Raw genomic sequence first — 26,784 nt, 5'->3', positions numbered from 1 at the left:
TTGATGATGCAAGCCCTGAAATCCCATTCCGATGATGATCAACTCAATGCCTGGGAGGCCGCCGTGTCTTCCTGGGTGGATGGCGAGGCTGAAATACGCCCCGAGGAACTGGACTCCCCCTACGGGCGTCAAGTCTGGGATACCTATCATTTGATTGGTGACGTCATGCGTACCGATGCGCTGGCGATCCGTACGTCGGATCGCTTTTACGCGCGTCTGTCCAAAGCAATCGACGAAGAGCCTACCGTGCTCGCCCCGAATGCCATGAAACGGCCCCTGGTGCAGCGCTATGGTGTTAGCGGCCTGGCCGTGGTGGCTGCCGTGGCTGCCGCCTTGTGGGTGGGCCTGCCGTATATGGGGGTGAACTCCGTGCCAGGCACGCTGGTGGCCAGCGCCCAGGATGATCAGCTCTGGAATGATTACGCGGATTTGCACCGCGACTTTGTTGGTACCGGTCCGGTACGCCATGTTTCCTTTGAAAGTGGAGCCCTGGGTCAATGAGGTCTGTACGTATGCCGTCGCAGGTGGGCTTGGCGCGTCTCTATAAGGGCTTGTTTGCCCTTTCTCTGGCGGTGCTGTGCACACCTGTACTGGCTCAGGATGCCAGCGGGCTGGAGCCCCTGGATCTGCCCTGGTTGCAGAAAGTCCATAAAGCGGCGCGTGACCTGGATTACTCCGGGGTCATTATTTACACCCAGGATCAGGCCAGCCAGTCCATGAAGCTGGTCCACATTATTGACGGCACCGGCGAGCGCGAGCGTCTGGAGATTCTGGACGGCGAGCCGCGTGAGTTTCTGCGTCAGAACGAAGTCACCCAATGCCTGATTCCCGAAAAGAAAATGGTGGTGATCGAGCGTCGTGAAAACGAGCGCTTTCCCAGTTTTCTGGTCGGTGATGTCAGCCAATTACCCAATTTTTACGATATGCGCCGCTTGCCATCGCGCGAGCGTGTGGCCGGTCGCCCTTGCGACCTGATCGAGCTGGTTCCCAAGGATGATCAGCGTTACGGCTACCGCGTGTGTGCCGATACCGATCATCATTTGCTATTGAAAATGCAGACTCTGGACCCACAACAAGCGGTAGTGGATCAGATCGCTTTTGCCTCTGTTGCCTTTGGCGAGCAGGTGGATTTGCAGGAACTGCGTACCAGTTGGAACCCCAGCAAGTGGGAAGTGGTCGAACCCGAAGTACGAAAAATAGATTTGAACGAGCTGGGTTGGCATCTGGCCATGCCTGCCGGTTTTACCTTGCGGTCCGAAATGCTCCGACCCATGCGTGCGGGGCGTCAGGTTACCCATTTGATGCTGTCTGACGGTCTGGCTGCCATATCCGTGTTTCTGGAGAAGGTAGGCACCCCCGAAGCAGAAGAAAACAGCCTGGGGGCCTTTCACCGTGGCTCCATGAATATGTACCGCAGTCGCATTAATGATTATGTTTTGACCAGCACGGGTGCCGTACCTGTACAGACCTTGCGCGCCTTGCTGGAAGGTACCCAGTTCACCCCTCTATCCCGGACACATTGACTATCGTCCACCAGGAGTATTTGAATGGAAAAATCGAGTCAAAAAATGCGTATTCCTGTTCTCTCGGCCTTGACGGTGGCCGTGATGCTGGCGGCGGGTGCGCCTATGGCCCACGCGCAGGCTCAGCCTGTCACGACAACCGAGCAAGTCCAGAGCACGACGCTGGGGCTGCCTGACTTTACTGGCGTTGTTGCCAAGACCGAGGATGGAGTAGTCAATATCCGTACCACCGAGGCCGTCCGGGTGCGCTCCCCCGCCATGGGTCCGGGTTCGGATCCTTACGATATGTTCCGCTGGTTCTTTGGGCCCGATTTCATGCCGCCCGGCATGGCGCCGCAGCGCCCTCGTGGCGGTGGCAATGAAGGCCAGCAACCTCAAGAGCGCACAGTACCACGTGGTGTGGGTTCGGGTTTCATCATCTCTGCTGATGGCTACATCCTGACCAATAACCATGTGGTGGCCGACTCCAACGGCATTTTCGTCACGCTAAGCAATGGCAAGGAATATCCAGCCAAGATCATCGGGACGGACGAGCGCACCGACGTGGCCCTGATCAAGATCGAAGCCAAAGACCTGAAGCCCATGGTGATAGGGGATTCCAAACAGCTCAAGAAAGGGCAGTGGGTTCTGGCTATCGGTTCGCCCTTCGGTCTGGAATCCACCGTGACTTCCGGGATTGTCAGCGCTATCAACCGTGAAACCGGCGATTACCTGCCTTTCATTCAGACCGATGTGGCTGTGAACCCCGGTAACTCCGGAGGTCCGCTGATCAATCTGAATGGCGAAGTAGTGGGTGTGAACTCCCAGATCATTTCGCGTAGCGGTGGCTTCATGGGTATTTCCCTGGCCATTCCTATCGACGAAGCCATGAATGTGGTCGAGCAGCTCAAGTCTGACGGCAAGGTGACTCGCGGTCGTATCGGTGTGCAGATCACTCCGGTAGCCGATGATGTCGCTACCGCGCTGGGTCTGAAAGACAGCAAGGGTGCCTTGGTCAGCAGCGTGGAAGAGGGCGGTCCTGCCGCCAAGGCCGGTATCCAGTCTGGCGACGTGATCCTGAAGTTCAACGGTCGCACCATTGATCAAATGACAGACCTGCCCCGTATTGTGGGTGGTACCAAGCCAGGTCAAAGCTCCACGCTGGAAATCTGGCGCAAGGGCAAGTTGCAGACCATCAAGATTGATGTCGAAGAAATGCCTTCCAGTAGCCCCACTGCTGCCGCCAAGGACGAGAAAGGCAATCCTGCTGCCAGCACGGCCGATGCCTTTGGCTTGAAAGTGACGGCAGTTCCTGCCGCTGATTTGAAGCGTTTGGGCGTGGAAAGTGCGGTTCAGGTAACAGAGGCCACGGCTCCTGCCAGCGAAGCCGGTCTGCAGCCTGGTGACCTTATTTTGCGTGTCAACGATAAAGACGTAGGGACGCCGGATCAATACGCTAAAATGGTGGCTTCCTTGGATAAATCCAAAGCAGCAGCCTTGCTGGTTTTGCGTGCGGGCCAGTCGCAATGGGTTTTGATTACGCCATCGAAATAAAAATTCTGTAAAACGGCTAAAATGGTAGTCATTGATGAACTCCGGCCAGGGGCCGGAGTTTTTCCGCCGCTATTCGCGGGGGCAGTTTGCCCCGAATGGATACTGGCTCCACGTGCGCCCGTCTGACAGGACGGGTCTTGCGTTTTCGGCGCGTGGACTGAAAAGGGGCGTCATGGGCGCCCCTTTCTTGTGCCGTCTCTCTGGCATTGCGCCTCAACATTTTCTTTGTTTATTAACGGGTTTATGGATCACATCCGCAATTTCTCTATTATTGCCCACATCGATCATGGCAAATCGACCTTGGCTGACCGCCTGATCCAACGCTGTGGTGGCCTGGCCGACCGCGAGATGTCGACCCAGGTTCTGGATTCGATGGACATCGAGAAAGAGCGTGGCATCACGATTAAGGCCCAGACCGCCGCTTTGCACTACAAGGCTCAGGATGGCAAGGTTTACAACCTGAACCTGATCGACACCCCCGGCCACGTTGACTTCTCCTATGAAGTCAGCCGTTCCTTGTCGGCCTGTGAAGGTGCCTTGCTGGTCGTGGACGCTTCCCAAGGTGTGGAAGCGCAGACTGTAGCCAACTGCTATACCGCTTTGGATCAGGGCGTGGAAGTGATTCCAGTGCTCAACAAAATGGACTTGCCCTCGGCTGACCCGGATGCCGCTCGCCAGGAGGTGGAAGACGTGATTGGCATTGATGCCAGTGACGCAATTGCCGCCAGTGCGAAAACCGGCCTGGGTATCGACGAGATCCTGGAAACCATCGTGGCGCGTGTTCCCCCGCCAGTGGGTGATCCTACCGCTCCCTTGCAAGCCCTGATCATTGACTCCTGGTTTGACAATTACGTGGGCGTGGTCATGCTGGTGCGCATCGTCAACGGTGTGCTCAAGCCCAAGGAAAAAATTCTGCTGATGGCCACCCGTGCGACGCACCTGGTCGAGCATATCGGTGTCTTTACCCCCAAGTCTGAAAACCGTCCTCATCTGTCTGCAGGCGAGGTGGGTTTCATCATTGCCGGTATTAAAGAGCTGGAACACGCCAAGGTGGGTGACACCATCACTCTGGCCGGCAAACCGGCTGAAAAAGCCTTGCCGGGCTTCAAGGAAGTGAAGCCTCAGGTGTTTGCCGGTTTGTACCCGGTGGAGAGCAGTGAGTACGACCAGCTGCGCGACTCCCTGGAAAAGCTCAAGCTGAACGACTCGTCCCTGATGTTCGAGCCCGAAGTGTCCCAGGCGCTGGGTTTTGGTTTCCGTTGCGGCTTCCTGGGCCTGCTTCATATGGAAATCGTCCAGGAGCGTCTGGAGCGCGAATTCGACATGGATATCATCACCACCGCGCCGTCGGTGGTGTACGAGGTCGAGCGTCGTGACGGCGAAGTCTTGATGATTGAAAGCCCTTCCCGCATGCCGGAAGTGTCCCATATCGAAGACGTACGCGAGCCTATTGTTGTGGTTTCGCTGCTAATGCCGCAGGAATACGTGGGCCCGGTCATGACCCTGTGTACAGCCAAGCGCGGTTTGCAGTTAAATATGACCTATCATGGCCGTCAGGTGAACCTGGTCTATGAGATGCCTCTGGCCGAGATCGTGCTGGACTTCTTTGACCGACTCAAATCGGTATCGCGCGGCTACGCTTCCATGGACTACGAGTTCAAGGAATACCGTTCGGCCGATGTGGTCAAGGTGGATATCCTGATCAACGGCGACCGGGTTGATGCCCTGTCCATGATTGTGCACCGTAGCAACGCCCGTTACCGTGGACGCGAAGTGGTCGCCAAGATGCGCTCTCTGATTCCGCGGCAGATGTTTGATATTGCGATTCAGGCTGCCATTGGCGCCGAAGTTATTTCTCGCGAAAACGTCAAGGCATTGCGCAAGAACGTGCTGGCCAAGTGTTATGGCGGTGACATCTCTCGCAAGAAGAAGCTGCTTGAGAAGCAAAAAGCCGGTAAGAAGCGGATGAAGCAAGTTGGGAACGTGGAAATTCCGCAGGAAGCCTTTTTGGCAATTTTGCAGGTCGAGGATAAGTAATGCTCTGGTCGGCAGCTCAAGCCGACCACAGCCAGGACTGCTTTAATTTCTTTAAAGGAAACCGATGAGCTGGGATTTCGCTCTGATTTTGTTTGTACTGCTGATACTGACCGGCGCAATCTGGTTTTTGGATCGTTTTTCCCTGCGCTCGCGCCGTCTGGCGCGTGCGCAGGCCGCGATGCAGGCGGTACCGGAAACGGCAGCTCAAGACCCCGAGCACTTGCAGCAACTGCGCCAGGACGCTTATGACCAGGCCAACCGCATGCCGTGGTGGATTGAGTATGGCGTCAGTTTTTTCCCAGTCATTCTGTTCGTGTTTGTATTGCGCTCTTTTATCATCGAGCCTTTTCGCATTCCGTCGGGCTCCATGTTGCCCACGCTGAAAAATGGCGATTTGATTCTGGTGAACAAATACGAGTACGGCATTCGCCTGCCTGTCAGTGGTACCAAGGTTGTGCCTTTGGGCCATCCTGAGCGTGGCGATGTGATTGTGTTCCGCTATCCCGTTGATACCACTGTGGATTACATCAAGCGTGTGGTTGGTGTGCCGGGTGACCGCGTGGAGTACCGCGACAAGGTATTGTCCGTGAATGGTCAAGTCATTACCCAAGTGCGCAGTGGCGATTACTACGAGCCGGATCGCTCCGCTTACATTGGGCGCTATCTGGAAGAGCTGGGCAAAGTGCAGCACAACATCTTGCTGAACAAGACTCAGCCTCAGGGTTTGATGCCTATCGTGGCGTTCCCCAACCGCGACTCCTGTGAGTATTTCTCCAACGGTATCTCTTGTGTGGTGCCCGAAGGTAATTACTTCGTCATGGGAGATAATCGCGACAATAGTCTGGACAGTCGTTATTGGGGCTTTGTGCCCGATGAGAATATTGTGGGACGCGCCTTCTTTATCTGGATGAATTTCCGCGAACTTAGCCGTATAGGTCGCTTCCATTAATGAAACGTCTTGCTTTGCTTGAAGCCGCTATCGGCTACTCCTTCAAAGACACAGGCCTGCTTGAGCAGGCCTTGACCCATCGTAGCCACAGCGCTCGCCATAACGAGCGGCTGGAGTTCCTGGGGGATTCGGTCTTGAACTTCACGGTTGCGGCCTTGTTGTTCGACCGTTTCCAACGCATTGATGAAGGCGATCTGTCCCGCCTGCGAGCGAATCTGGTCAAACAGGCCGCTCTGGCGGAAATCGCTACCCGTCTGGGTTTGTCGGATTATTTGCGTCTGGGGGAAGGGGAGCTGAAAAGCGGTGGTTTCCGTCGTCCCTCCATTCTGGCAGACGCGCTGGAAGCCATTTTTGGCGCTGTCTTTCTGGACGCGGGCTTTACGCAAGCCCAAACCGTCATCACCCAGCTTTATGAGCCCATGCTGGTAGATGTGGACCCCAAAACCTTGGGGAAAGATCCCAAGACCTTGCTGCAGGAGCTGCTGCAAGGTCGCAAGCTGGATTTGCCGGTGTATACCGTGGTGGCCACCCATGGCGCAGCCCACGATCAGCTCTTCGATATCGAATGCACGATCGCCAAGCTCAACATCCATGTTCGTGCCAGTGGCAGCAGCCGTCGCGCTGCTGAACAAGCCGCCGCGACGCAGGCCATTGCTATTTTAGAAGCTGAATTTCCAGCCAAGACGATGCGCGCCAGTCGCCATCGTCGCCCCTCACAATTGACATTGCCCGTGGCAGTGTCGCAGGAAACAGAATGACAGAGACCCCTTTTCGCTGCGGCTTCGTGGCTATTGTTGGACGACCGAATGTCGGCAAGTCCACGCTGGCCAATGCCCTGATCGGCAGCAAGATTTCGATCGTGTCGCGCAAGGCGCAGACCACGCGTCACCGCATCAACAGTGTGCTGACGCGTGATCACGATCAAATGGTGTTTGTGGACACCCCCGGTTTTCAGACCAAGCACGGCGGGGCCATGAACCGCATGATGAACCGCGTCGTGACCCAGGCCCTGGCCGATGTGGACGTGGTGGTGCATGTGGTTGAAGCCGGCAAGTGGTCCGCTTCGGACGCCGAATTGCTGCCCATGCTGCCTAAAGGCGGCAAGACCATTCTGGTCATCAACAAGGTTGATGCCTTGAAAAGCAAGAATGACTTGCTGCCTTATATCGCCCGCCTGTCGCAGGAGTTCGAGTACGGCGCCGTGATTCCGGTCAGTGCTGCCAAGCGCCTGCAACTGGACCCTTTGCTGAACGAGATCGCCTCCCGCCTGCCTGAAGGTGAGGCCATGTTTGACGCTGACACCATTACCGACCGCTCGGTGCGCTTCATTACCTCGGAGCTGCTGCGCGAGAAGATCTTCCGCCTGGTGGGTGACGAGCTGCCGTACGGGTGTACCGTGGTTATCGAACAATGGGACGAGAACGAGCAGGGCGCGCGTATTTCGGCTTGCGTGGTCGTAGAACGCGAAAGCCACCGTCCGATTCTGTTGGGAGCGGGTGGCATGCACATGAAGCGCATTGCTACGGAAGCTCGCCAAGATATTGCCAAGCTGATCGACAAGCCCGTGTTCCTGGATGTGTATATCAAGGTGCGCAAGGGCTGGTCCGATCGTGAAGCGGTCCTGCGCGACCTGGGGTATGAGTAATCCCCGTCATCGCTTTCAGGACGAAGCGGGCTACATACTGCACACCAGTGCCTGGCGTGAAACGTCCCTGATCTGTCATGCCTTTACGCGTAACCACGGGCTGGTGCCTCTGGTCGCGAAAGGCGCCAAAAGGCCGCATTCCATTTTGCGGCCTGCTTTGTCTGTGTTTCAGCCTTTGTTATTGGCCTGGTCGGGCAAAAATGAAGTCAAAACGCTGACACGGGCGGACTGCGCCGGGATGCGCCCCTTGAAAGGTCGTGCTCTGATGTCGGCCTGGTACATGAACGAATTGTTGATTCGTTTGTTGCCGCGTGAAGACCCACATCCTGTTTTGTTCGATGCCTACGAAGAGGCTCTGGTGCACTTGGCCCAGATACCTCGTCCACCCGTGGCGGGGGCCTTGCGGCGCTTTGAGTGGGTGCTGCTGACCGAAACCGGGTATGGCTTTGATGAAGCCACGCCAGACTTCGACGATCCTGTTGGTGAGCCTGAGTTGCGCATACGCTTGCGTGAACGCCTGAACAGCTTGCTGGGTCGTCCCTTGCATACCCGCTCCGTTCTTATGCAGCTGCAACGCTATTGATATGGCCGTCTCCCTTCCTTCCGTGCTGGTTCTGGATACCTGCGTACTGATCTCCAACGTACTGCGCCGCTTGCTCCTGGCCCTGGCTGACGAGCAGTTGTTCAAGCCTGTCTGGAGTCCGGTGATCGGGGACGAATGGCGGCGTAATGCGGGCAGGTTGTGGAAAGTCATGCCCACCTCTATCGAGGAGCAGTGGGAAGCGCTGCAACAGCGTTACCCCGAAGCCGATTTAGGCGATAGCAGCGAGTTCAAGAAGGACTTGCGTTACTCCGATGCCAAAGACTGGCATGTGATCGCCACTGCCCGTTTGGCACAGCAGCGTTATCCCGATCAGCCGGTCGGCATCTTGACCCGTAATCTGAAAGACTTTAATCGTTCCGAGCTGCGTCGCCTGGGGATCAGCTTGTGGGAGCCGGATCAGCTTTTGAGTTTGTACATGGCCGCGCACCCGGATTTGATGCAGCGTTTGCTGGATGGTTTGCCCGCTTTGATGCTGACGCCCGAAGCGCAGGCACTGGATACGCATACCTTGTTAAAGCGTGATCGTCTGTTCAGTGTGGGGCAGGCTTATTTGCGGCGTCAGAAAATGGACGAGGCGCACTCATGAAGCAAGGTGTATTGCTGTCGGTTCTGGCCTCCGCTTTATTTGCCTGCCTGTACTACTACGCTACCGTCTTGCAGCCGCTTAGTGGCGAGCAGGTTTTTGCCTGGCGTATTGTGCTGGGGCTGCCTGCTTTGGCTTTGGTGATCACTCGGGCACGGCGCTGGCGGGAAGTGCGTTGGGTATTGCGTCACTGGCCCGGGAATTGGCGCTATTTTGCCTTGCTCTTGCTGGCTGCAGCCCTGGTCGGGGTACAGCTCTGGATTTTTGTCTGGGCGCCTTTGCACCAGATGGCGCTGGACGTGTCCCTGGGCTACTTCCTCTTGCCGCTGATGATGGTGCTGGTAGGGCGGGTGATCTACAAAGACAGATTGAGCACTATTCAGTGGATTGCTGTGGCATTGGCCGGCGTGGGTGTGCTGCACGAGCTGTTCCGCGTAGGGAGCGTCTCCTGGGCGACAGCGGTGGTGGTTGTGGGTTATCCACCTTATTTCATGCTGCGCCGTTATCTGCGTCTGGGCTCGCTGGCTTCACTCTGGTTTGATCTGAGCTTCTTGTTCCTGCCAGCTTGCTGGCTGCTCTTTGTTCAAGACACGCAGATGTGGGGCCTGTTCGCGGATCAGCCTCGCTTGATCTGGCAGGTCCCGGTTCTGGGCCTGATCAGCTCGGTTGCGTTGGTCAGCTATCTGTCTGCCAGTCGTCAGTTGCCTTTGGCCTTGTTTGGCATTCTGGGCTATGTGGAGCCGGTGCTCTTGTTCTGGGTGGCGTATTTGCTGCTGGACGAGCCCATGAGCGCGAATCAGTGGTGGACCTATATTCCGATCTGGATTGCCATTTCCTTGATGGCTATAGAAGGTTTCATCAAGATGTGGCGACCCGGACCGCCTGTGCCGCCTCCCAAGGCGTAAACTCTGCTTGTTAGTACCCAGCCAGTGCCGAAGGGCAGTTAGCGTCTACCCAGACGTTCTGGGGGCTTCCTGAATGATGCGGAACTCCAATAGAAAACGACTCCTGAGAGTCCCTCTTCAAAGTTGGATAGCTATCCATGCTTTTTGGAAGGACATGACAGGAGTCGTTTTTTTTACTACGGGGCTCTTCTAGAGGAGATAGTCCGGGCCGTACCAGACTGGGTCCTGCGCGATATAAGCAGGCTGCTTAGCGCAGTTTCTCCGGGCAGTCAGGTTGATTGCGCAACAAATTTGCCTGGGTCACCGAACAACCCGCTGGTACGTCTTCCGTAATCCAGACATTACCGCCAATCGTAGAACCTGCACCCAGAGTGACGCGCCCCAGGATGGTGGCACCCGCGTAAATAACCACGTCGTCTTCCACGATGGGGTGACGTGGCTGACCTTTCAGCAGTAAGCCTTTTTCGTCCTTGCTAAAGCGCTTGGCACCCAGGGTGACGGCCTGATAAATACGAACCCGCTTGCCGATGATGGCGGTCTCGCCAATCACAACGCCGGTGCCGTGGTCGATGAAACAGGAATGGTCAATTTGCGCGCCGGGGTGAATATCAATACCGGTCTGGCTGTGGGCCAGTTCTGCAATAATGCGCGCCGTCAGGGGCAGTCCCAGATTGGTCAGAGCATGGGCGATGCGGTGATGGATCATGGCCAGCAGACCGGGATAGCACAGCAGTACCTCGTCCACATTGCGGGCAGCCGGGTCGCCTTGATAGGCGGCGACCACGTCCAGATCCAGGGTGCGGCGTAAGTCTGGCAGCTTGTTGGCAAAAGCCTGTATGGCCTTGTGTGCCTGCTCTTCAATGGTTTCGCGGTCGTACTTGTCACCACGGAGCAGGGCAGCGCGTTGCAGCTCGATACGCGCCTGTTGCAGCAGCGTATTGAGCGCCTGGCCCAGGTGGTGGCCGACAAAGTGATCTTCGTACTCGCGACGCAGCTCCGGGCTGCCCAGGCGCATGGGAAACAGGATGCCTTTGAGCTGCTCGGTCACTTGAATCAAAGCTTGTACCGACGGAAATTCCTGGCCTTCAAGCTCGTTCAAGCGTTGATGCGCCTGTCGCCACTCTTCGCGGGCCCCGCGCAGATTGTCGACGATATGTTGAGTTTCAAAGACTGCCACCAGTGTTCTCCAAAGGGGAAATTTTCTACAAGGTTTACTATACCCGCGCGTCAGAGCAAGGACACGAAAAACAGGGCGCTGCGTCAGGGTGATTCCCTTTGCCATGGCTCAGGCCTGGTCGTGCCGCTTCAAGGCCCCATGAGCTTGGGGCAAGATCAAGCAGATGAGGGGCATGGTCAGGTTTTCAAGCCAGCGTGCTTGAGCGTGCGGATAATAAAAAAGCCCCCTTCGAAAAGGGGGCTTGGGGAGTGCGGGGTCCGCGATCTTATTCGCGGTTACCGCCCAGCACGCCTAAAAGCACCAGCAGGTTGCTGAAAATGTTGTAGACGTCCAGATAGATCGCCAGGGTGGCCGACACGTAGTTGGTTTCACCACCGTTGATGACGCGCTGCAGATCAACCAGCAAGAAGGCCGAGAAGATACCGATAGCCATCACGGAGATGGTCAGCATCAGCGCAGGCAGTTGCAGGAAGATGTTGGCCAAGGCCGCAACCAGCAAGATAACGGCACCGACAAACAGGAATTTCTGCATGCCGGAGAAATCACGCTTGGTGGTGCTGGCAATAGTTGCCATGGCGCCAAAGACTGCGGCGGTACCGCCAAAGGCCAGCATGATCAGTTGTGCGCCATTACCCATGCCCAGGACAAAGCCCAGCAGACGGGACAGCATCACACCCATGAAGAAGGTAAAGGCCATCAGCAGGGCGACACCCAGCGAGCTGTTCTTGTTCTTTTCGATCAGGAACATCAGGCCAAAGGCACCGACCAGGAAAACAATGGCGCTCAGGCCTGGGCTGGCGCCCATAACCCGGTTAATGCCGGAGGACAGGCCCAGCAAGGCTCCCAGCACGGTGGGAATCATGGACAGGGCCAGCAGCCAGTAGGTGTTGCGCAGGACGCGATTGCGAGCAATCAGCGACTGGGCGCCCAGGGTGCCGTTATGCTCAGGCAAGCTTGATTGACGAAATTCGCTCATGATGAGTCCTTAGAATACAGAGAGATCAGTGGTCAAGAATAACTGACAACTACCTGAATAATCAAGAATCTTCTTTATTATTCAAGCACCCAGTTTATGAGCATGCACTTGGCAGCCTTGCGCCTGGTAGACACGCCAGCGTTCGCGAGCCTGGGTACGGTCAGCTTCCCGTTCGGAGACAATTTCCAATATACGCGGGAATTGTTCAAAACCGGGCGGGCATTGGGCATCCAGATTCAACAGCCAGCTTTGCTCACCTGCGGGCACGGGGGCGGCACTGGTCAACAAAACAGGGGTGGTGGCTGCCAAGGGGTCTTCCACTCCGACGTGCGGGACAAAAGCCGTGGATTCAAAACCCCAGAGCAGGCGATCGAAACGGGCCAGTTGGCGGGTATCGGAAAGATACACCACCACCTGACGGCCCGCCTCGTAGTGCTTGCGCACGACCTCGCAGGCCATACGCAAGCGATCTGGCGCGCCGAAAGCGAAATCGACGCGGCTCATGCTTAGCGACACTGATTAAGCAGGTACTGAACCAGCAAAGGCACGGGACGGCCTGTGGCGCCCTTGTCCTTGCCGCTGCGCCAGGCAGTACCGGCGATGTCCAGGTGAGCCCAGCGGTACGCTTTGGTGAAGCGGGACAGGAAGCAGGCGGCGGTTACCGAACCGGCTGGTGGGCCACCAATATTGGCCATATCAGCAAAATTCGAGCGCAGTTGCTCCTGGTAGGCGTCGTCCATGGGCATGCGCCATGCCGTGTCACCCGTTTGCTTGCCGGCTTGCATCAGTTCATCAGCCAGGTCGTCGTCGGTCGAGAACAGGCCGGTGTTGACGTGGCCCAGAGCGACCACGCAAGCGCCGGTCAGGGTGGCCATATCAATCACGGCAGCGGGTTTGAAGCGCTCGACGTAGGTCAGGGCATCGCACAGGACCAGACGGCCTTCGGCGTCCGTGTTCAGGATCTCGATGGTCTGGCCAGACATGCTGGTCACGACGTCGCCCGGTTTATTGGCGCGGCCGCTGGGCATGTTTTCGCAAGAAGCCACCACAGCGATCACTTCACGGTCGATGTTCAGTTCGGCAATGGCGCGCATGGTGCCCAAAACGCTGGCAGCACCGCCCATGTCGTACTTCATTTCGTCCATATTGCCGGCTGGCTTGATGGAGATACCGCCCGAGTCGAAGGTCAGGCCCTTACCCACCAGAACGATAGGGCCGTCCTCGTGTTTGGTCTTGGTGTTGGGGGTGTGGCGCAGCACGATGAACGCAGGCGGTTCATCCGAACCCTTGGCCACCGACAGGAACGAACCCATCTTCAAGGCTTCGATCTGCTTGCGCTCCAGCACTTCGGCTTTCAGTGTCTTGAATTCCTTGGCCAACTGCTTGGCGGTTTTGCCCAGGTAGGTGGGGGTGCAGATATTGCCGGGCAGGTCAGCCAGCAAACGGGTCAGGTTCACACCGTTACCAATGGCCTGACCTTGCTCCAGACCCGCCTTGGCTTCGCTGGCTTGGGTGCGGGCCGTCCACAGCAGGAACTGGCTCAGTTGGGGAGCAGGTTCGGGCTTGCTGAACGTGGCGGTGTAGCGGTAGCTGGCGCGGCATACGGCCACGGCAGCGTCCTGAGCGCGGCTGCGCAAGGTGGTGCCTTTGCAATCAATGCTGGCCAGGGCCGAAACGGCTTCTTTCAGGTCTGCTTTCAGGCAGTAAGAAGCAAGGCAGGCCTGGGCTTGCGTATGAGTTGCTGCTTTGTATTCCTCTTGAGCGCCTAAGCCGACTAAAATAACGCGTTCGGCCTTAACACCGGGCAGATTGCGCAGCACCAGGTGGGTATTGGGCTTGCCTTTAAACTCGGCTTTGACAGCAGCGCTCACAGCTCCGTTGCTGGCGCGGTCGATAAGTTCCGCTGCGGGGCTTAGAATGCCCTCGGCAAAGACGCCTACGCCTAGTGCGGCCGTCTTAATTTGGTGCAAAGAAGCGGATGTCTGTGTGCTAAATTCCATTCAACTATCCTCAGTGTGTCGCAAATCGTACCTGCGATTATCTCGCAAATTCTCATATGTCTCTATTTAAACGCTCTGCGGTATCCGAAATCTTAAGTCACAGTGGCGTTGTACTGTCCACTTTGCTGATTGTGTGGCTTAGTGTACTTCTGGTGCGTTTGTTAGGCGAAGCGGCCAATGGCACGATTGGCCCTGATGTGGTGCTGGGTCTGGCCGCCTTTTCCAGTATTACCGCCTTGCCGATTATTCTGGCCGTTTCCCTGTTCATTGCCGTGCTCACTACGGTGACGCGCAGCTTTCGGGAATCCGAAATGGTGGTCTGGTTTGCCAGCGGCCTGTCCTTGAAAAACTGGGTAACGCCCGTTTTGCAGTGTGCCGTGCCGGTTGCCATTCTGATTGCCGTTCTGACCTTGCAGGCTTCGCCCTGGGCTTATCGTCAGATTGCCGAGTACCGCCAGCGTTTTGAGCAGCGCTCGGACCTGAGTAAAGTGACCGCCGGGCAGTTTATCGAGTCCGATGATGGTGCCCGTGTGTTTTACGCCGACTCCCCAGAAAAAGAAGGGGATGAGCTGGGTAATGTGATCGCCCGCGTGATCGACCCGCAGTGGCTCAGCATTGTGACTGCGCAAAGTGCTCGCATGGAAGAGCAGCCCAATGGCGATCGCTTTCTGGTCTTGAGCGAAGGCCATCGCTACGACTTGAAGCCCGGTCAGGCCGAATTCCGTATGGTGGACTTTGAAAGTTACGGCATGCGTCTGGAGAGCCGTGATGCAGGCAATACCGCTGAAACGATCCGCGCCCGTGCCGAGCAGCAGATCAAGGCTCGTCAAACCACCTTGTTACTCAGTGATGACGATGCCGAGGCGCGCTCACAGATCATGTGGCGCTTGGCTTTGCCCCTGGCGGCACTGAATCTGGCCTTGCTGGCGATTCCTCTGGGAGCGGTGAATCCCAGGATGGGACGCTCAGGCAATATTCTGGTGGCTGGTCTGGTAGGTCTGCTCTATATGAACCTGATCAACCTCTCGCGCGGCTGGATTCGTAATGGCCAATTGGGTTTTGAAATCGGTTTGTGGCTGGTTCATGCCATCTTCTTGCTGATCATGGTCTTCATGATGTGGCGTAAATTGCGCATCAAGGCACCTAAACCACCAGCGACAAGCTGAAGTAGAAAAGGGGCGTGACGCCCCTTTTTTGTACCTGTTACTTTTGGCTTGATTGAGCGATTCAAGCTCCATCCAGCAAGTCTTGTCGCTCCTGAACAGACTGCTTCAGAAAGTGCCAGAGCCGGGTCAGGCTGGGGTTTTGGCGTTGCTCCTCATGGCAGAACATCCAGAAGCGTCGACGCAATTCCACCTGGTCGGGTAGAACACAACGCAGGCGCGGATCGGTTTTTGCCAGGAAGCAGGGCAGAACGGCAATTCCTTGTCCCTGCAGGGTAGCCTGATACTGCGCAATCACGCTGGTGCTGCGAAAGCGTACGGCGGCGGATCTGACGATTTCTTCCAGATAGCGCAGGCTGTCGCTGAACACCAGATCATCCACATAGGCAATAAAGCGATGCTGGGACAAATCCTGCACGCTTTCTATGGGCGGATGGCTGTTCAAATAATCCTGATGGGCATAGAGCCGCAAGCTGTAGTCTGCCAGGCGCGTACACCAGTAAGGGCCGCGTTGGGGGCGCTCCAGTGCAATGGCCAAGTCGGCATCCCGGCGTGACAGACTGATAGGGCGGGGTACAGGCAACAGCTCCAAGGTCAGCTCTGGGTATTGGGCCTGGAAAATGCTGAGCAAGGGCGTCAGGACATAACTGCCAAAGGCTTCAGTGCAGCCCAGGCGCAGCTTGCCGGTCAAGGGTCTGGCCTTGCCCGTAATCGCATCGCGAGCCGCCAGCAAGCGGCTTTCTACCGGCTCCATACGTTGCTGCAGATTCTGCCCTTCGCTGGTCAGGCTATAGCCGCTGACCGTGGATTTGTGGAACAGCCGCAAGCCCAGCTCCTGCTCCAGCGCCTGGATACGGCGTGCCACGGTGCTGTGTTGAACGCCCAGCCGTTGAGCGGCAACGCTGATACGCTGGCAGCGGGCCACTTCCAGAAAGTAACGCAGATTATCCCAGTCCATCGTGATGGGCCCGCCCTGAAAAAGACTTGTGCATAAATGCCCAGCTCCTGTGCATTTTTCAACATGGTAAACGGGTCTTGAGGCTTCTACACTCGATGAGAACCCTCATACAAGTGGGATAACAAATAAGGCTTAGCCGCCTGAGCAATTCATTGGAGACATGCTATGACGGAAGTGGTTCGTGTACCTTTGCTGATCGATGGACAACATGTTCAATCCAAGAGCACCCGTTGGGACGATGTGCTCAATCCAGCCACCCAGGAAGTCGTGGCCCAAGTGCCTTACGCCACGATGGAAGAGCTGGAAACCATTATTGCCAGCTCGGCCAAGGCTTATGAGAGCTGGCGCCATTCCAGCCAGGGCGCGCGCATGCGCGTCATGCTGAATCTGCAGCGTCTGGTGCGTGAAAACAGTGCCAAGCTGGCTGAAGCCATTTCGCGTGAACACGGCAAGACCATGCCTGACGCTGAAGGTGAAGTAGGCCGCGGCCTGGAAGTGATCGAATACGCGTGTTCCATTGCTTCGATGCAATTGGGCGAATACGCAGAAAACGCTGCGGGCGGTATTGATGTCTACACCCTGATCCAGCCCTTGGGCGTGTGTGCCGGTGTGACCGCGTTCAACTTCCCGGTGATGCTGCCCTGCTTCATGTTCCCGCTGGCTGTGGCTTGCGGTAATACCTTCGTGCTCAAGCCTTCCGAGCAGGATCCTAGCGCCAGTCTGATGCTGGCTGAACTGGCTCTGGAAGCTGGCCTGCCTCCAGGCGTGCTGAACGTGGTCCACGGCGGTGCAGATATTGCCAATGCCCTGGTGACCCATCCTGAAGTCAAGGCTGTGTCCTTTATTGGTTCGACAGCTGTTGGCACCGAAATTCACCGTCGTGCCACTGAAGCTGGCAAGCGCTCGCAAGCCATGATGGGCGCCAAGAACCACTGCATTGTGATGCCTGATGCGGATCGTGATGTGGCGATCAACCAATTGCTGGGCGCTGCTTTTGGCGCGGCCGGCCAGCGCTGCATGGCGATCTCGGTAGCCGTGATGGTCGGCGAAACTGGCGAGTGGGTTGATGAACTGGTCAAACGTGCTGCCACCATGAAGGTCAACGTAGGTACGGACCGTCAGGCCGATCTGGGCCCCTTGGTCTCGCCGCGTGCTCGCCAGCGTGTGGAATCCTTGATTGAAGCCGGTGTACAGGAAGGTGCCAGCCTCTTGCTGGATGGCCGTGGCGTGAAAGTGCCTGGCTATGAAAGCGGTAACTTTGTAGGCCCAACCATCTTCAATGATGTGAAAGCCGATATGCGCATTTATGAAGAAGAAATCTTCGGACCCGTGCTGTGCATTGTGCGTGTCAACACGCTGGAAGAAGCGGTGCAGTTCATCAACCGCAACCCCAACGGTAATGGCGTGTCCATCTTCACCCAGGACGGCGGCCATGCGCGCTACTTCCAGAACCGTATCGACGTAGGCCAGATCGGTATCAATATTCCTATCCCTGTGCCGGTGGCCTGGTTCAGCTTTACTGGCTCGCGTGCGTCCAAGCTGGGTGATCTGGGTCCGAACGGCAAACAAGCCGTTCAGTTCTGGACACAGACCAAAACCGTGACGGCCCGTTGGCAAGCTCATGCCAATACGATGAATACAACAATCAGCATGACGTAATTGTTGAATCTATATATATAACTTAATGCAATAAGTGAGCTGTTCCTTATTACATATAATAGCCCTGTACCTGGGGCTATTAACATATGAATATTCAACAATTCCGCTTTGTCCGAGAGACCATCCGACGTAACTTCAATCTGACTGAAGCCGCTCGCTCGCTCTATACCTCCCAGCCGGGGGTGTCCAAAGCGATCATCGAGTTTGAAGATGAACTGGGCATCAAGATTTTTGAACGTCATGGAAAACGCATTAAGGGCTTGACCCGACCGGGCGAAGCTGTCGCCGAGGTGATTGACCGCATCATGCGCGAGATCGACAACCTCAAGCGTGTCAGCGACGACTTCGCCCGCCGTGATGAAGGCACCTTGGTGATCGCTTGTACCCACGCCCAGGCACGATATTTGCTGCCCAAGGTGATCCCTGAATTTCGCCGTCGCTTTCCCAAGGTCCATATGTCCTTGGCTGAAGGCAGCCCGCCTGTGCTGGCCCAGATGGTGATACATGAGCAGGCTGACGTGGCCATCGCTACCGAAACCCTGGCACTGACGCCGGGCCTGGTCGCCTTGCCGGTTTACACCTGGGAGCATACGGTGGTGGTGACGCCGGACCATCCACTGGCTGATCTGCCTGCCAACAAGCAGTTGTCCATTGAAACCCTGGCGCAATACCCCATCGTGACTTACGACCATGCTTTCTCGGGCCGAGGTTCGATCGACGAGGCCTTTGCCAAGCACGGCATCACTCCGGATATTGTGCTGGAAGCTATTGATGCTGACGTGATCAAAACCTACGTTGATGTCGGTCTGGGTATCGGTATCATCGCGGGCATCGCGTTCGATCCGCGTCGTGATAAGGGTCTGGTGGGCCTGCCAGCAGGGCATTTGTTTGGCGCACACCACACCAAGGTGGCGGTGAAAGCCGGGGCTTTCCTGCGTGACTATATTTTTGAACTGCTGGAGATGCTGGCACCGGAATTGACCCGGGATGTGGTGCTGAGCGCTCTGGACGAGAAACAAGCTGGTGGCCCGTTGTAGAGCTAGCCACTGTTTAGTTGGCAATAAGGGCCATCGTGATTCCACGGTGGCCCTTATTGTTTGTGCGGTCGGCGTGGTTTTGCAGGGCAGGTGAGAGCTTATGGTCAAAGGCTATAAGTAAAAATTGAAACAAGCTATCGACTCAATTGACTATGATAATAAGAATGATTATCATTATCCAACTTTCTTAGCCAATGGAGCTTCCTGTGTCTCAATACGTCAGTGCAGTCGTGGTTGGAGCAGACCGTCTGGGGAACATTCCTGACTTGCTCAAGATCCACAATATCTCGATCAAACATCATATTAGCGGGCGTGATCCAGCCCACCAGAAAAAAACCCTGCAGTTGCCTTCCGGCACCGATTTGCTGATTTTGCTGACCGACTTCTTGGGTCACAACGTCATGAAAACCTTCCGGGCCGCAGCCTTGAAGTCCGGTATTCGAGTAGTTGCCTGCCGACGCTCGGTTTGTAGCATGAAGCAAGCCTTAACCCAATGCGGCTATTGTGAATCTTGTCCGCTCGGTAAGTCCAAGAGCCACTAGATTGGCGGCATGACTTACTGGGGCAAAGAAGGAATCTTTACAGACTAAAAAAAAGCCACTGTTTCATAACAGTGGCTTTTTTGTGTGCTGCCGGTTTGGCAGCAGGGCGGTCTTATTTGACGCTACGCAAACGAGCTTCGGACTGCTGCGTATCGGCAGCCGCCAGACGGCGTGCGCCGTTATAGCGTTTTTTCCAGTAACCCACTTCCATGCTCTCGACGCGGACAACCGCGCCAGTGCGAGGAGCGTGGACAAATTTGTCATCACCCAGGTAAATGCCTACGTGAGAGAAACGAGCGCCACGAGTATTGAAGAAGACCAGGTCACCTTTGCGCAGCTCGCTACGGTTAACCGAAGTGCCTTCTTTGGCAATGTCCTTGGATTGGCGGGGCAGTTTCAGACCCAGGGACTTTTCAGCCACGTAGGACACTAAACCGCTGCAATCAAAGCCAGTGCTGGGAGCATCGCCACCAAAACTGTACTTCACGCCCAGGAAGTTCAGGGCGGCGTTGGCAAGGCCGTGGGTAGAGGAAGAAGCTTGGCTACTGCGGCTTTCGGCGCGCCCCTGGCGACGATCGCTGCTGTAAGCAATATTGATGTCATTGCGAGCGCGGTTAGCTAGATATGTACCCAGCGGGTCGGACTCGGTCTGGAATTCGTAGTCGGCGTAATAGCCGTGATCCAGTTCTGCACGATCTTTGTTCTGGCTGGACTGTTGAGTTCCAGTGGTGGCACACCCTGTCAGAGCGAGCGCGCCGGCTAACAAAAGATACTTGGCGCTGCGATAGGTAATGTGCAAAAGTGCGGGTGGATTCAGGTAATGTGGCGGCATGACCAGGGCTTTTTTAAGGACTTGGTGGGCAGCAGCACAACCTTGATGCCTATTTTTGCTGAAATTAGCAGCAATTGATGGGTATCAGGGCTGTAAGTATGGCTAAAAGCACCATACTTTGCCGGACGTTGCTGTGCGTTGAATGTTTGGCAGTGTACCGGATGATAATTGCACCGTAAAGCATTGTAGGAGTGTATTTTGCGATTGAATCATACTGTTGCAAAGTGCGGCTGACAGCGGTTTTCAAGCCCTGTGCATGGGTCCAGTGCTGTTCTTGCTGACTTGTTGAAAGTTAGCCGAAATAGAGCGAAGTTTTACTGTTTATAGGGATTGAATGATGCGATTTATGGGACAAGCCCTAGGGAAAGCCCTAAACGAAGGAGTACGGCTGCGCGAGTTGTGGGCTTGGGCTATGTATGATTTCGCAAACTCTGGCTACACCACCGTCATTTTGACCAGTGTTTACAGTGCCTATTTTGTTGGTGTCGTCGCCGAAGGCCGCAGCTGGGCTACCTTGGCGTGGACCTTGGCCTTGTCCGCTTCGTATTTGAGCATCATGTTGACCATGCCGGGGCTAGGTGCAAAAGCCGATGCACGTCAAGGCAAAAGGCGGCTTTTGTTCAGCAGCACCATAGGCTGTGTGTCGGCAACCGTGATGCTGTATTGGGCCGGTCCCAATGACATTGTCTGGGCCCTGGTTTTCATCGCTTTATCCAATTATTGCTATTGCATAGGCGAGTCCATCATCGGCGCTTTCTTGCCGGAAATTGCCCGGCCTGACGCCTTGGGGCGTGTCTCCGGTTGGGGCTGGGGTTTTGGTTATTTTGGTGGCATGTTGGCCTTGGGCCTTTCCCTGGCTTTTCTGACCTGGGCGACATCGCAAGGATGGACGGCCCAAGAGTATGTGCCCGGTATCGCCCTGATTACGGCTGCCTTGTTTGCCTTGTCAGCCTTGCCTTCTTTTCTGTTTCTGCGCGAACGCAGTGCACCCAGCGGGGCAGAGCAGCAGGGCATGTTGTCGCGCCTGATTGCATCGGCGCGTGATGTGCATCAGCATTTTCCCGATTTCCGCACCTTGTTGTTATGTGGTGCTGCCTATCAAGCCGGAATTGCCGTCATTATTACTTTGTCGGCGGTGTACGCCACCGAGGCCATGGGTTTCACCATGGCGCAAACCATGACGCTGATTTTTACCGTCAATATTGCGGCCGCTGTGGGGGCTTTGTTGTTTGGACATGTGCAAGATCGCATCGGCCATAGACGTGCTCTGGCACTGACGCTGTGTGCCTGGCTGGTCATGGTGGGAATTGCTGTCAGCACGCGTTCCTTGGCCGGGTTCTGGGCGGCGGCAGCCGTCGCCGGGCTATGCATAGGGAGTAGCCAAAGTGCGGGGCGAGCCATGGTTGGACTGCTGGCTCCCAAGAGTCGTCTGGCTGAGTTTTTCGCCTTGTGGACCTTTGCCATTCAACTGGCCGCAGTATGTGGTCCGCTGTCTTACGGTCTGGTGACTTGGCTAAGCGGCGGGAACCACCGCTTGGCTCTGGCCTGCACGGGATTATTCTTTCTGGCGGGCCTGCTGATCCTGTCGCGTTTGAATTTTCAGCGCGGCATTTTGGCCAAGAATCAAGCCGATCTCAGTTGTCAGGATTGAGTAAGTAAGGCGCGTTACGTTTATATAAAATTAAGCTGGGCTGCCCATGCGTGGCCCAAAAAAAACACCAAATCTGGAAAATAAAGGAGCCAACACCATGAGCGGTCCAACGTCTATTGAATCCGTCCTGTCGGAAAGCCGAGTCTTTCCCGTGTTCCCCAAACTGGAACGCGAAGCAAGCATTGCTGGCATGGCGGCCTACCAGGAGCTTTGCCAGAAAGCCGAGCAGGACAACCCCGGTTTCTGGGCGGAGTTGGCCCGCGATCGTCTGGTCTGGACCAAGCCTTTTACCCAGGTTCTGGACGACAGCAAGCCCCCGTTTTACAAGTGGTTCCATGATGGCGAGCTGAACGTCTCGGCCAACTGTCTGGACAAGCACCTTGGCACCCCCACTGAAAACAAAACTGCACTGATCTTTGAAGCCGACGGTGGTGAAGTCACCAAAGTGACCTTCCGCGAGCTGTATGAACAGGTTTGCCAGTTTGCCAATGGTTTGAAAGCCCTGGGTTACAAGACGGGCGAACGTGCCCTGATCTACATGCCCATGTCGGTGCAGGCCATTGTGGCCATGCAAGCATGTGCCCGTTTGGGTATTACTCACTCCGTCGTGTTTGGTGGTTTCTCGGCCAAGAGCCTGCACGAACGTGCCGTGGACGTGGGTGCCTCCTTGGTCATTACCGCTGACGAACAGCGTCGTGGTGGCCGTGCCATCCCCCTGAAAAATGCAGTTGACGAAGCCCTGAGCGGCGGTGACTGCGAAGCCGTGCGTCACGTCATTGTGTACAAGCGCACGGGCGGTCCCGTTGCCTGGCATGAAGGTCGCGATCTGTGGTGGGAAGATGCTGTCAAAGGTCAAGGTAGCGAGTGCCCAGCCGTGTCCGTGAATGCAGAGCACCCTCTGTTTGTTCTGTACACCTCCGGCTCTACGGGCAAGCCTAAAGGCGTGCAGCACTCCTCGGCAGGTTATCTGCTGGGTGCCATGCTGAGCGTGCAGTGGACCTTTGATGCCAAGGACAGCGATGTGTTCTGGTGTACCGCCGATATCGGTTGGGTAACAGGCCACACCTTCATTACTTACGGCCCTCTGGCTGCCGGCGTGACGCAGGTTGTGTTTGAAGGCGTGCCTACCTACCCGGATGCCGGCCGTTTCTGGAACATGATTGAACGCCACGGCGTGACGGTGTTCTACACCGCACCCACCGCTATTCGCTCCTTGACCAAGGCAGCCGAAGCGGACGAGGCCATTCACCCCAAGCAATACAATCTGGACACCCTGCGCATCATCGGTTCGGTGGGTGAACCCATCAACCCCGAAGCCTGGATGTGGTATTTCAAGAATGTGGGCCGCGAGCGTTGCCCCATTGTGGATACCTGGTGGCAAACGGAGACCGGCGGTCACGTCATTACTCCCTTGCCTGGTGCCACTCCTCTGAAACCCGGTTCCTGCGGCCTGCCGTTCCCCGGCATGGACGTTGCCATTGTGGACGAGGTGGGTGAAGAAGCGGAACGCGGCAATGGCGGTTTCCTGGTCATTCGCAAGCCTTGGCCCAATATGATCCGCACCATCTGGGGCGATCCAGACCGTTTCGTGAAAAGCTACTTCCCACCCGAGCTGAAAGGCTATTACCTGGCCGGTGACGGCGCACAGCGTGATACTGACGGTTACTTCTGGGTCATGGGCCGTATCGACGACGTGCTGAACGTTTCGGGTCACCGCTTGGGCACGATGGAAGTGGAGTCTGCTCTGGTGGCACACCCGCTGGTCGCTGAAGCCGCTGTTGTGGGCAAGCCTGACCCAACGACAGGTGAAGCCATTGTGGCCTTTGTGGTGCTGAATGGCGATCTGCCTTCCGGCGAAGAGGCCGACAAGGTTGCCACTGAGCTGCGCAATTGGGTAGGCAAGGAAATCGGTCCTATCGCCAAGCCTCGTGAGATCCGCTTTGGTGAAAACCTGCCCAAGACACGTTCGGGCAAGATCATGCGTCGTTTGCTGCGCTTTGTTGCCAATAACGAGCCGATCACCCAAGACGTATCCACGCTGGAGAATCCGGCCATTCTGGATCAGTTGTCCGAAGCACACTAATTTTTTTGGTAGTTCCTGTTTGACCCTGGTTTCTTTGCAGAGCCAGGGTTTTTTTATTTCTCCTGATTATTTTGTTACTGAAAACCTGCGCAGTGTGGAATTAGCCTAGCATTGAGTCCGTGGCCAAAACATCGGTCCATGAATTCAAAGAAAAGGGGAAAGGTTTGAGCGGGGAACAGCAGGCAGACAGGGGCGCTTTGGCGCTGATGGGCTTGGTGGTACTGACCTGGGGCATGAGCTGGGTCGTGATGAAGGCGATGACCGTCTACATCGGGCCAGTGGATCTGATTGCAGCACGCTATGCGGTGGCATTTGTTTTTTTATGGCTGGTGCTGCGTCTTAAAGGCGGGCATTTACGGCCTACGCCATGGAAGCTGAGCCTGGGTGTTGCCATTTTCCAGACTACCGGCTTTCAACTGCTTAGCCAGTTTTCCTTGCAAGCCGGTGGGGCAGGCAAGATGGTGGCCCTGGCCTACACCATGCCAATCTGGATTCTGCTGTTGTCCTGGCCCATGTTGGGGCAACGACCTCAGAAACGTCACGTAATGGGTATGGTGCCCGCGATTTTGGGCTTGATGCTTCTGATTGCGCCCTGGGAAGGAATGGGCGGCATACTTGGTTCGGTTCTGGCGACATTGAGTGGCGTGAGCTGGGCCTTGGGGGCGGTGTTCTCCAAACAGCTATTTGAGCGCCATCGAGTGGAGCTGCTCAATGCCACTGTCTGGCAGTGTCTTCTGGGGATTGTGATTGTTCTTCCCTTGAGCTTCCTGATTCCCCAGCGTCCTATCGTGATGGAATGGCAGATGTTCAGTGGCGTTCTGTACCTGGGCGTGATTGCAACTGGGGTAGGTTGGCTGCTGTGGATGGCGGTAGTCAGTCGTGTCAGCGCGACCTTGGCGGGGATGTCCAGTCTGGGCGTGCCTGCACTGACTGTTTTGCTGGCCTGGCTGTTGTTGGACGAATGGCCAACTCAACTGGAGTTAATGGGGACAGGCCTGATTCTATTGGGGCTGTTCGTAGTGAACTGGCCCAGCCGATCTCGCAAGTCATAGAGCAAAAAAAAGCCACCCTGAGGGGTGGCTTTTTCGACATTAATACTTCTGGCCTTGGCGGTGACACCAAGGCCAGAGTTGTTTTTACATGCCGTTGTACACCGGACCTTCGCCGCCTTGCGGGGGAACCCAGACGATATTCTGGGTGGGGTCCTTGATGTCACAGGTTTTGCAGTGCACGCAGTTCTGTGCATTGATCTGCAGCTTGTCGTCGCCGGTTTCAGTCTTGATGAACTCGTATACGCCAGCCGGACAGAAACGGGCTTCGGGGCCACCGTAGCGAGCCAGGTTCACCGCCACAGGAACGGACGGATCTTTCAGCGTCAGGTGGACAGGTTCGTCTTCTTCGTGGTTGGTGTTTGAAATAAACACGGAGCTGAGACGATCGAAGGTGATCTTGCCATCTGGCTTGGGGTAGTCGATACGCGCGCATTCGGCTGCAGGCTGCAAACAGGCGTGGTCAGGCTTGTTGTTGCGCAGTGTCCAAGGCATTTTTCCTTTGAACAGGCCTTGCTCCACAAAGGTCATGACGGACGCAATCGAGCGGCCTTTCTTGAACCATTGCTTGAAGTTGCGGGCCTTGTTCAGCTCCTCATGCAGCCAGGACTGTTTGAACTTCTCGGCAAATTGTGACAGCTCGTCTTGCTTGCGTCCGGCTTGCAAGGCTTCAAAAGCGGCTTCAGCGGCCAGGGAGCCGGATTTGATCGCAGCGTGGCTACCTTTGATGCGTGAAGCATTCAGGAAACCGGCATCACAACCGACCAAAGCACCACCGGGGAAGCTGAGCTTGGGTAATGCCAGCAAACCACCGGCGGTCAGGGAGCGAGCCCCGTAAGCAATGCGCTTGCCGCCTTCAAACGTGGCGCGCAGGGCAGGGTGGGTTTTGTAGCGCTGAAATTCTTCAAAGGGAGACAGCCAGGGGTTGGCGTAATCCAGACCGACTACCATCCCGACCATGACCAGATTGTTATCCAGGTGGTACAGGAAAGAGCCGCCGTAGGTGTCCGAATCCAGTGGCCAGCCAGCGGTGTGGATCACCAGGCCGGGCTGCGATTGGGAGGGGTCTACTTCCCACAATTCTTTAATGCCAATGCCGTAGCTTTGGGCATTGCGGGACTCGTCCAGCTTGAAACGTTCGGTCAGCTCACGGCCCAGGTGGCCACGCGAACCTTCGGCAAAAATGGTGTAGGACGCCAGCAGTTCCATGCCGGGTTGATAGTGGGCGGTGTGCGTGCCGTCACGGGCCACACCCATATCGCCCGTCAGGACGCCACGGACCGCGCCGTTGTCGTCATACAGAATGTGGGCAGCGGCAAAGCCGGGGAAAATATCCACGCCCAGGGCCTCGGCCTGTTCACCCATCCATTGCACGACATTGCCCAGGCGAACAATGTAATTGCCATGGTTTTTAAAACAGTCAGGCAGCAACCACATCGGGGTGCTGCGTGCGCCTTTTTCGGTCAGGAAAAGGAATTTGTCTTCAGTCACCTCTACCGAAATAGGAGCGCCTTGCGCTTTCCAGTCTGGCAGCAGCTCGTCCAGGGCGCGCGTGTCCATGACTGCGCCTGACAGGATATGGGCACCCACTTCAGCGCCTTTTTCCAGGACACAGACGCTGATTTTTTGTTCTTTTTCTTGGGCGAGCTGTTTAAGACGTATCGCGGTGGCCAGGCCTGCAGGGCCAGCGCCGACGATAATAACGTCATATTCCATCGATTCACGTTCAGACATTGCTGCTGATCTCCTATTACGGCTTAGCGCTTTGTTCTTGATTGTTGGCGGGTGAAATTCGTGTACTGTGCGTACGGTCGATTGTATTGTAGTCTGAGCAATCCCGTTTTGAGTTCAGAGGCCAGAGGCAGTGCCCCTTGGCTT

The 26,784-nt window shown here is 56.1% G+C and carries 24 protein-coding genes; 17 read left to right on the top strand and 7 right to left on the bottom strand.

Going from position 1 to position 26,784, the window contains the following annotated elements; all coding sequences use genetic code 11:
• The first annotated feature begins 3 nt into the window (after positions 1-3).
• The 10 genes from OSH04_RS03945 (at position 4) to rarD (ending at position 9,779) form a co-directional block, all read left to right on the top strand.
• Positions 4-501, top strand: a complete 498-nt coding sequence (locus OSH04_RS03945) for a sigma-E factor negative regulatory protein (protein ID WP_009456577.1) — start codon at positions 4-6, stop codon at positions 499-501.
• Positions 498-1,523, top strand: coding sequence for a MucB/RseB C-terminal domain-containing protein (locus tag OSH04_RS03940; protein WP_247966612.1), 1,026 nt, complete (start codon positions 498-500; stop codon positions 1,521-1,523). The genes OSH04_RS03945 and OSH04_RS03940 overlap by 4 nt, the downstream gene beginning before the upstream one ends.
• A 24-nt stretch (positions 1,524-1,547) precedes the next feature.
• Positions 1,548-3,056: a DegQ family serine endoprotease gene (locus OSH04_RS03935; RefSeq protein WP_266107971.1), complete on the top strand. Its 1,509-nt coding sequence runs from the start codon at positions 1,548-1,550 to the stop codon at positions 3,054-3,056.
• 243 nt (positions 3,057-3,299) lie between these two features.
• Positions 3,300-5,093, top strand: a complete 1,794-nt coding sequence (lepA, locus tag OSH04_RS03930) for a translation elongation factor 4 (RefSeq protein WP_026483097.1) — start codon at positions 3,300-3,302, stop codon at positions 5,091-5,093.
• 64 nt (positions 5,094-5,157) lie between these two features.
• Positions 5,158-6,042, top strand: a complete 885-nt coding sequence (gene lepB, locus OSH04_RS03925) for a signal peptidase I (RefSeq protein WP_009456564.1) — start codon at positions 5,158-5,160, stop codon at positions 6,040-6,042.
• The gene (gene rnc / locus OSH04_RS03920) at positions 6,042-6,800 is read left to right on the top strand and encodes a ribonuclease III (RefSeq protein ID WP_266107970.1); all 759 of its coding nucleotides are present in this window, start codon (positions 6,042-6,044) and stop codon (positions 6,798-6,800) included. The genes lepB and rnc overlap by 1 nt, the downstream gene beginning before the upstream one ends.
• The gene (gene era / locus OSH04_RS03915) at positions 6,797-7,687 is read left to right on the top strand and encodes a GTPase Era (RefSeq protein WP_026483096.1); all 891 of its coding nucleotides are present in this window, start codon (positions 6,797-6,799) and stop codon (positions 7,685-7,687) included. Before rnc ends, era begins: the two co-directional genes overlap by 4 nt.
• The gene (gene recO / locus OSH04_RS03910) at positions 7,680-8,270 is read left to right on the top strand and encodes a DNA repair protein RecO (RefSeq protein WP_266107968.1); all 591 of its coding nucleotides are present in this window, start codon (positions 7,680-7,682) and stop codon (positions 8,268-8,270) included. The genes era and recO overlap by 8 nt, the downstream gene beginning before the upstream one ends.
• 1 nt (position 8,271) lies before the next feature.
• The gene (locus tag OSH04_RS03905; protein ID WP_035272512.1) at positions 8,272-8,877 is read left to right on the top strand and encodes a PIN domain-containing protein; all 606 of its coding nucleotides are present in this window, start codon (positions 8,272-8,274) and stop codon (positions 8,875-8,877) included.
• Positions 8,874-9,779, top strand: a complete 906-nt coding sequence (gene rarD / locus OSH04_RS03900; protein ID WP_266107967.1) for an EamA family transporter RarD — start codon at positions 8,874-8,876, stop codon at positions 9,777-9,779. The genes OSH04_RS03905 and rarD overlap by 4 nt, the downstream gene beginning before the upstream one ends.
• A gap of 247 nt (positions 9,780-10,026) precedes the next feature.
• Here the strand turns inward: rarD and epsC are convergent, their stop codons facing one another.
• The 4 genes from epsC to OSH04_RS03880 form a co-directional block, all read right to left on the bottom strand.
• Positions 10,027-10,956: a serine O-acetyltransferase EpsC gene (epsC, locus tag OSH04_RS03895; RefSeq protein ID WP_021446866.1), complete on the bottom strand. Its 930-nt coding sequence runs from the start codon at positions 10,954-10,956 to the stop codon at positions 10,027-10,029.
• Positions 10,957-11,221: 265 nt separating this feature from the next.
• Complete coding sequence (locus OSH04_RS03890; RefSeq protein WP_009456559.1) at positions 11,222-11,932, bottom strand: Bax inhibitor-1/YccA family protein; 711 nt, start codon at positions 11,930-11,932, stop codon at positions 11,222-11,224.
• 81 nt (positions 11,933-12,013) lie between these two features.
• Positions 12,014-12,436 carry a DNA polymerase III subunit chi gene (locus OSH04_RS03885; RefSeq protein ID WP_266107966.1) on the bottom strand — a complete coding sequence of 141 codons (423 nt, stop codon included), beginning with the start codon at positions 12,434-12,436 and terminating at the stop codon, positions 12,014-12,016.
• 2 nt (positions 12,437-12,438) lie between these two features.
• Positions 12,439-13,932: a leucyl aminopeptidase gene (locus OSH04_RS03880; RefSeq protein WP_009456557.1), complete on the bottom strand. Its 1,494-nt coding sequence runs from the start codon at positions 13,930-13,932 to the stop codon at positions 12,439-12,441.
• Positions 13,933-13,988: 56 nt separating this feature from the next.
• On the opposite strand from OSH04_RS03880, the gene lptF reads away from it, so the two are divergent.
• Positions 13,989-15,098, top strand: coding sequence for an LPS export ABC transporter permease LptF (lptF, locus tag OSH04_RS03875; RefSeq protein ID WP_035272521.1), 1,110 nt, complete (start codon positions 13,989-13,991; stop codon positions 15,096-15,098).
• A 61-nt stretch (positions 15,099-15,159) separates the two neighbouring features.
• Here lptF and OSH04_RS03870 read toward each other — a convergent pair whose 3' ends face one another.
• Positions 15,160-16,053 (bottom strand): LysR family transcriptional regulator, encoded by an 894-nt coding sequence (locus OSH04_RS03870; protein WP_035272524.1) that lies wholly within the window; start codon positions 16,051-16,053, stop codon positions 15,160-15,162.
• Positions 16,054-16,218: 165 nt separating this feature from the next.
• Here OSH04_RS03870 and OSH04_RS03865 point away from each other — a divergent pair, with 165 nt between their 5' ends.
• The 3 genes from OSH04_RS03865 to OSH04_RS03855 all read left to right on the top strand — a co-directional run bounded on the left by OSH04_RS03865 (position 16,219) and on the right by OSH04_RS03855 (position 19,291).
• A complete protein-coding gene (locus OSH04_RS03865; protein ID WP_009456555.1) occupies positions 16,219-17,712 on the top strand; it encodes a CoA-acylating methylmalonate-semialdehyde dehydrogenase in 1,494 nt (497 codons plus the stop codon).
• A gap of 86 nt (positions 17,713-17,798) precedes the next feature.
• Positions 17,799-18,749 (top strand): CysB family HTH-type transcriptional regulator, encoded by a 951-nt coding sequence (locus tag OSH04_RS03860; protein ID WP_009456554.1) that lies wholly within the window; start codon positions 17,799-17,801, stop codon positions 18,747-18,749.
• Positions 18,750-18,955: 206 nt separating this feature from the next.
• Complete coding sequence (locus OSH04_RS03855; protein ID WP_009456553.1) at positions 18,956-19,291, top strand: DUF2325 domain-containing protein; 336 nt, start codon at positions 18,956-18,958, stop codon at positions 19,289-19,291.
• 112 nt (positions 19,292-19,403) lie between these two features.
• On the opposite strand, the gene OSH04_RS03850 is transcribed toward OSH04_RS03855, so the two are convergent.
• Positions 19,404-20,123 (bottom strand): C40 family peptidase, encoded by a 720-nt coding sequence (locus tag OSH04_RS03850; protein ID WP_026483087.1) that lies wholly within the window; start codon positions 20,121-20,123, stop codon positions 19,404-19,406.
• Positions 20,124-20,469: 346 nt separating this feature from the next.
• Between OSH04_RS03850 and OSH04_RS03845 the strand changes: the two genes are divergently transcribed.
• The 3 genes from OSH04_RS03845 to OSH04_RS03835 all read left to right on the top strand — a co-directional run bounded on the left by OSH04_RS03845 (position 20,470) and on the right by OSH04_RS03835 (position 24,909).
• Positions 20,470-21,774 carry an MFS transporter gene (locus OSH04_RS03845; protein WP_026483086.1) on the top strand — a complete coding sequence of 435 codons (1,305 nt, stop codon included), beginning with the start codon at positions 20,470-20,472 and terminating at the stop codon, positions 21,772-21,774.
• Between the two features lie 97 nt (positions 21,775-21,871).
• Positions 21,872-23,857, top strand: coding sequence for an acetate--CoA ligase (gene acs, locus OSH04_RS03840; protein WP_026483085.1), 1,986 nt, complete (start codon positions 21,872-21,874; stop codon positions 23,855-23,857).
• Between the two features lie 164 nt (positions 23,858-24,021).
• Positions 24,022-24,909, top strand: coding sequence for a DMT family transporter (locus OSH04_RS03835; protein ID WP_239054489.1), 888 nt, complete (start codon positions 24,022-24,024; stop codon positions 24,907-24,909).
• Positions 24,910-24,993: 84 nt separating this feature from the next.
• Here the strand turns inward: OSH04_RS03835 and OSH04_RS03830 are convergent, their stop codons facing one another.
• Positions 24,994-26,640 (bottom strand): electron transfer flavoprotein-ubiquinone oxidoreductase, encoded by a 1,647-nt coding sequence (locus OSH04_RS03830; protein ID WP_266107964.1) that lies wholly within the window; start codon positions 26,638-26,640, stop codon positions 24,994-24,996.
• Between the last annotated feature and the right edge of the window lie 144 nt (positions 26,641-26,784).

The organism is Alcaligenes nematophilus (assembly GCF_026344155.1).
Lineage (GTDB): Bacteria > Pseudomonadota > Gammaproteobacteria > Burkholderiales > Burkholderiaceae_B > Alcaligenes > Alcaligenes phenolicus.
Note: the sequence above shows the minus strand (reverse complement) of the source record. Positions and strands in the feature narration are given on the sequence as shown.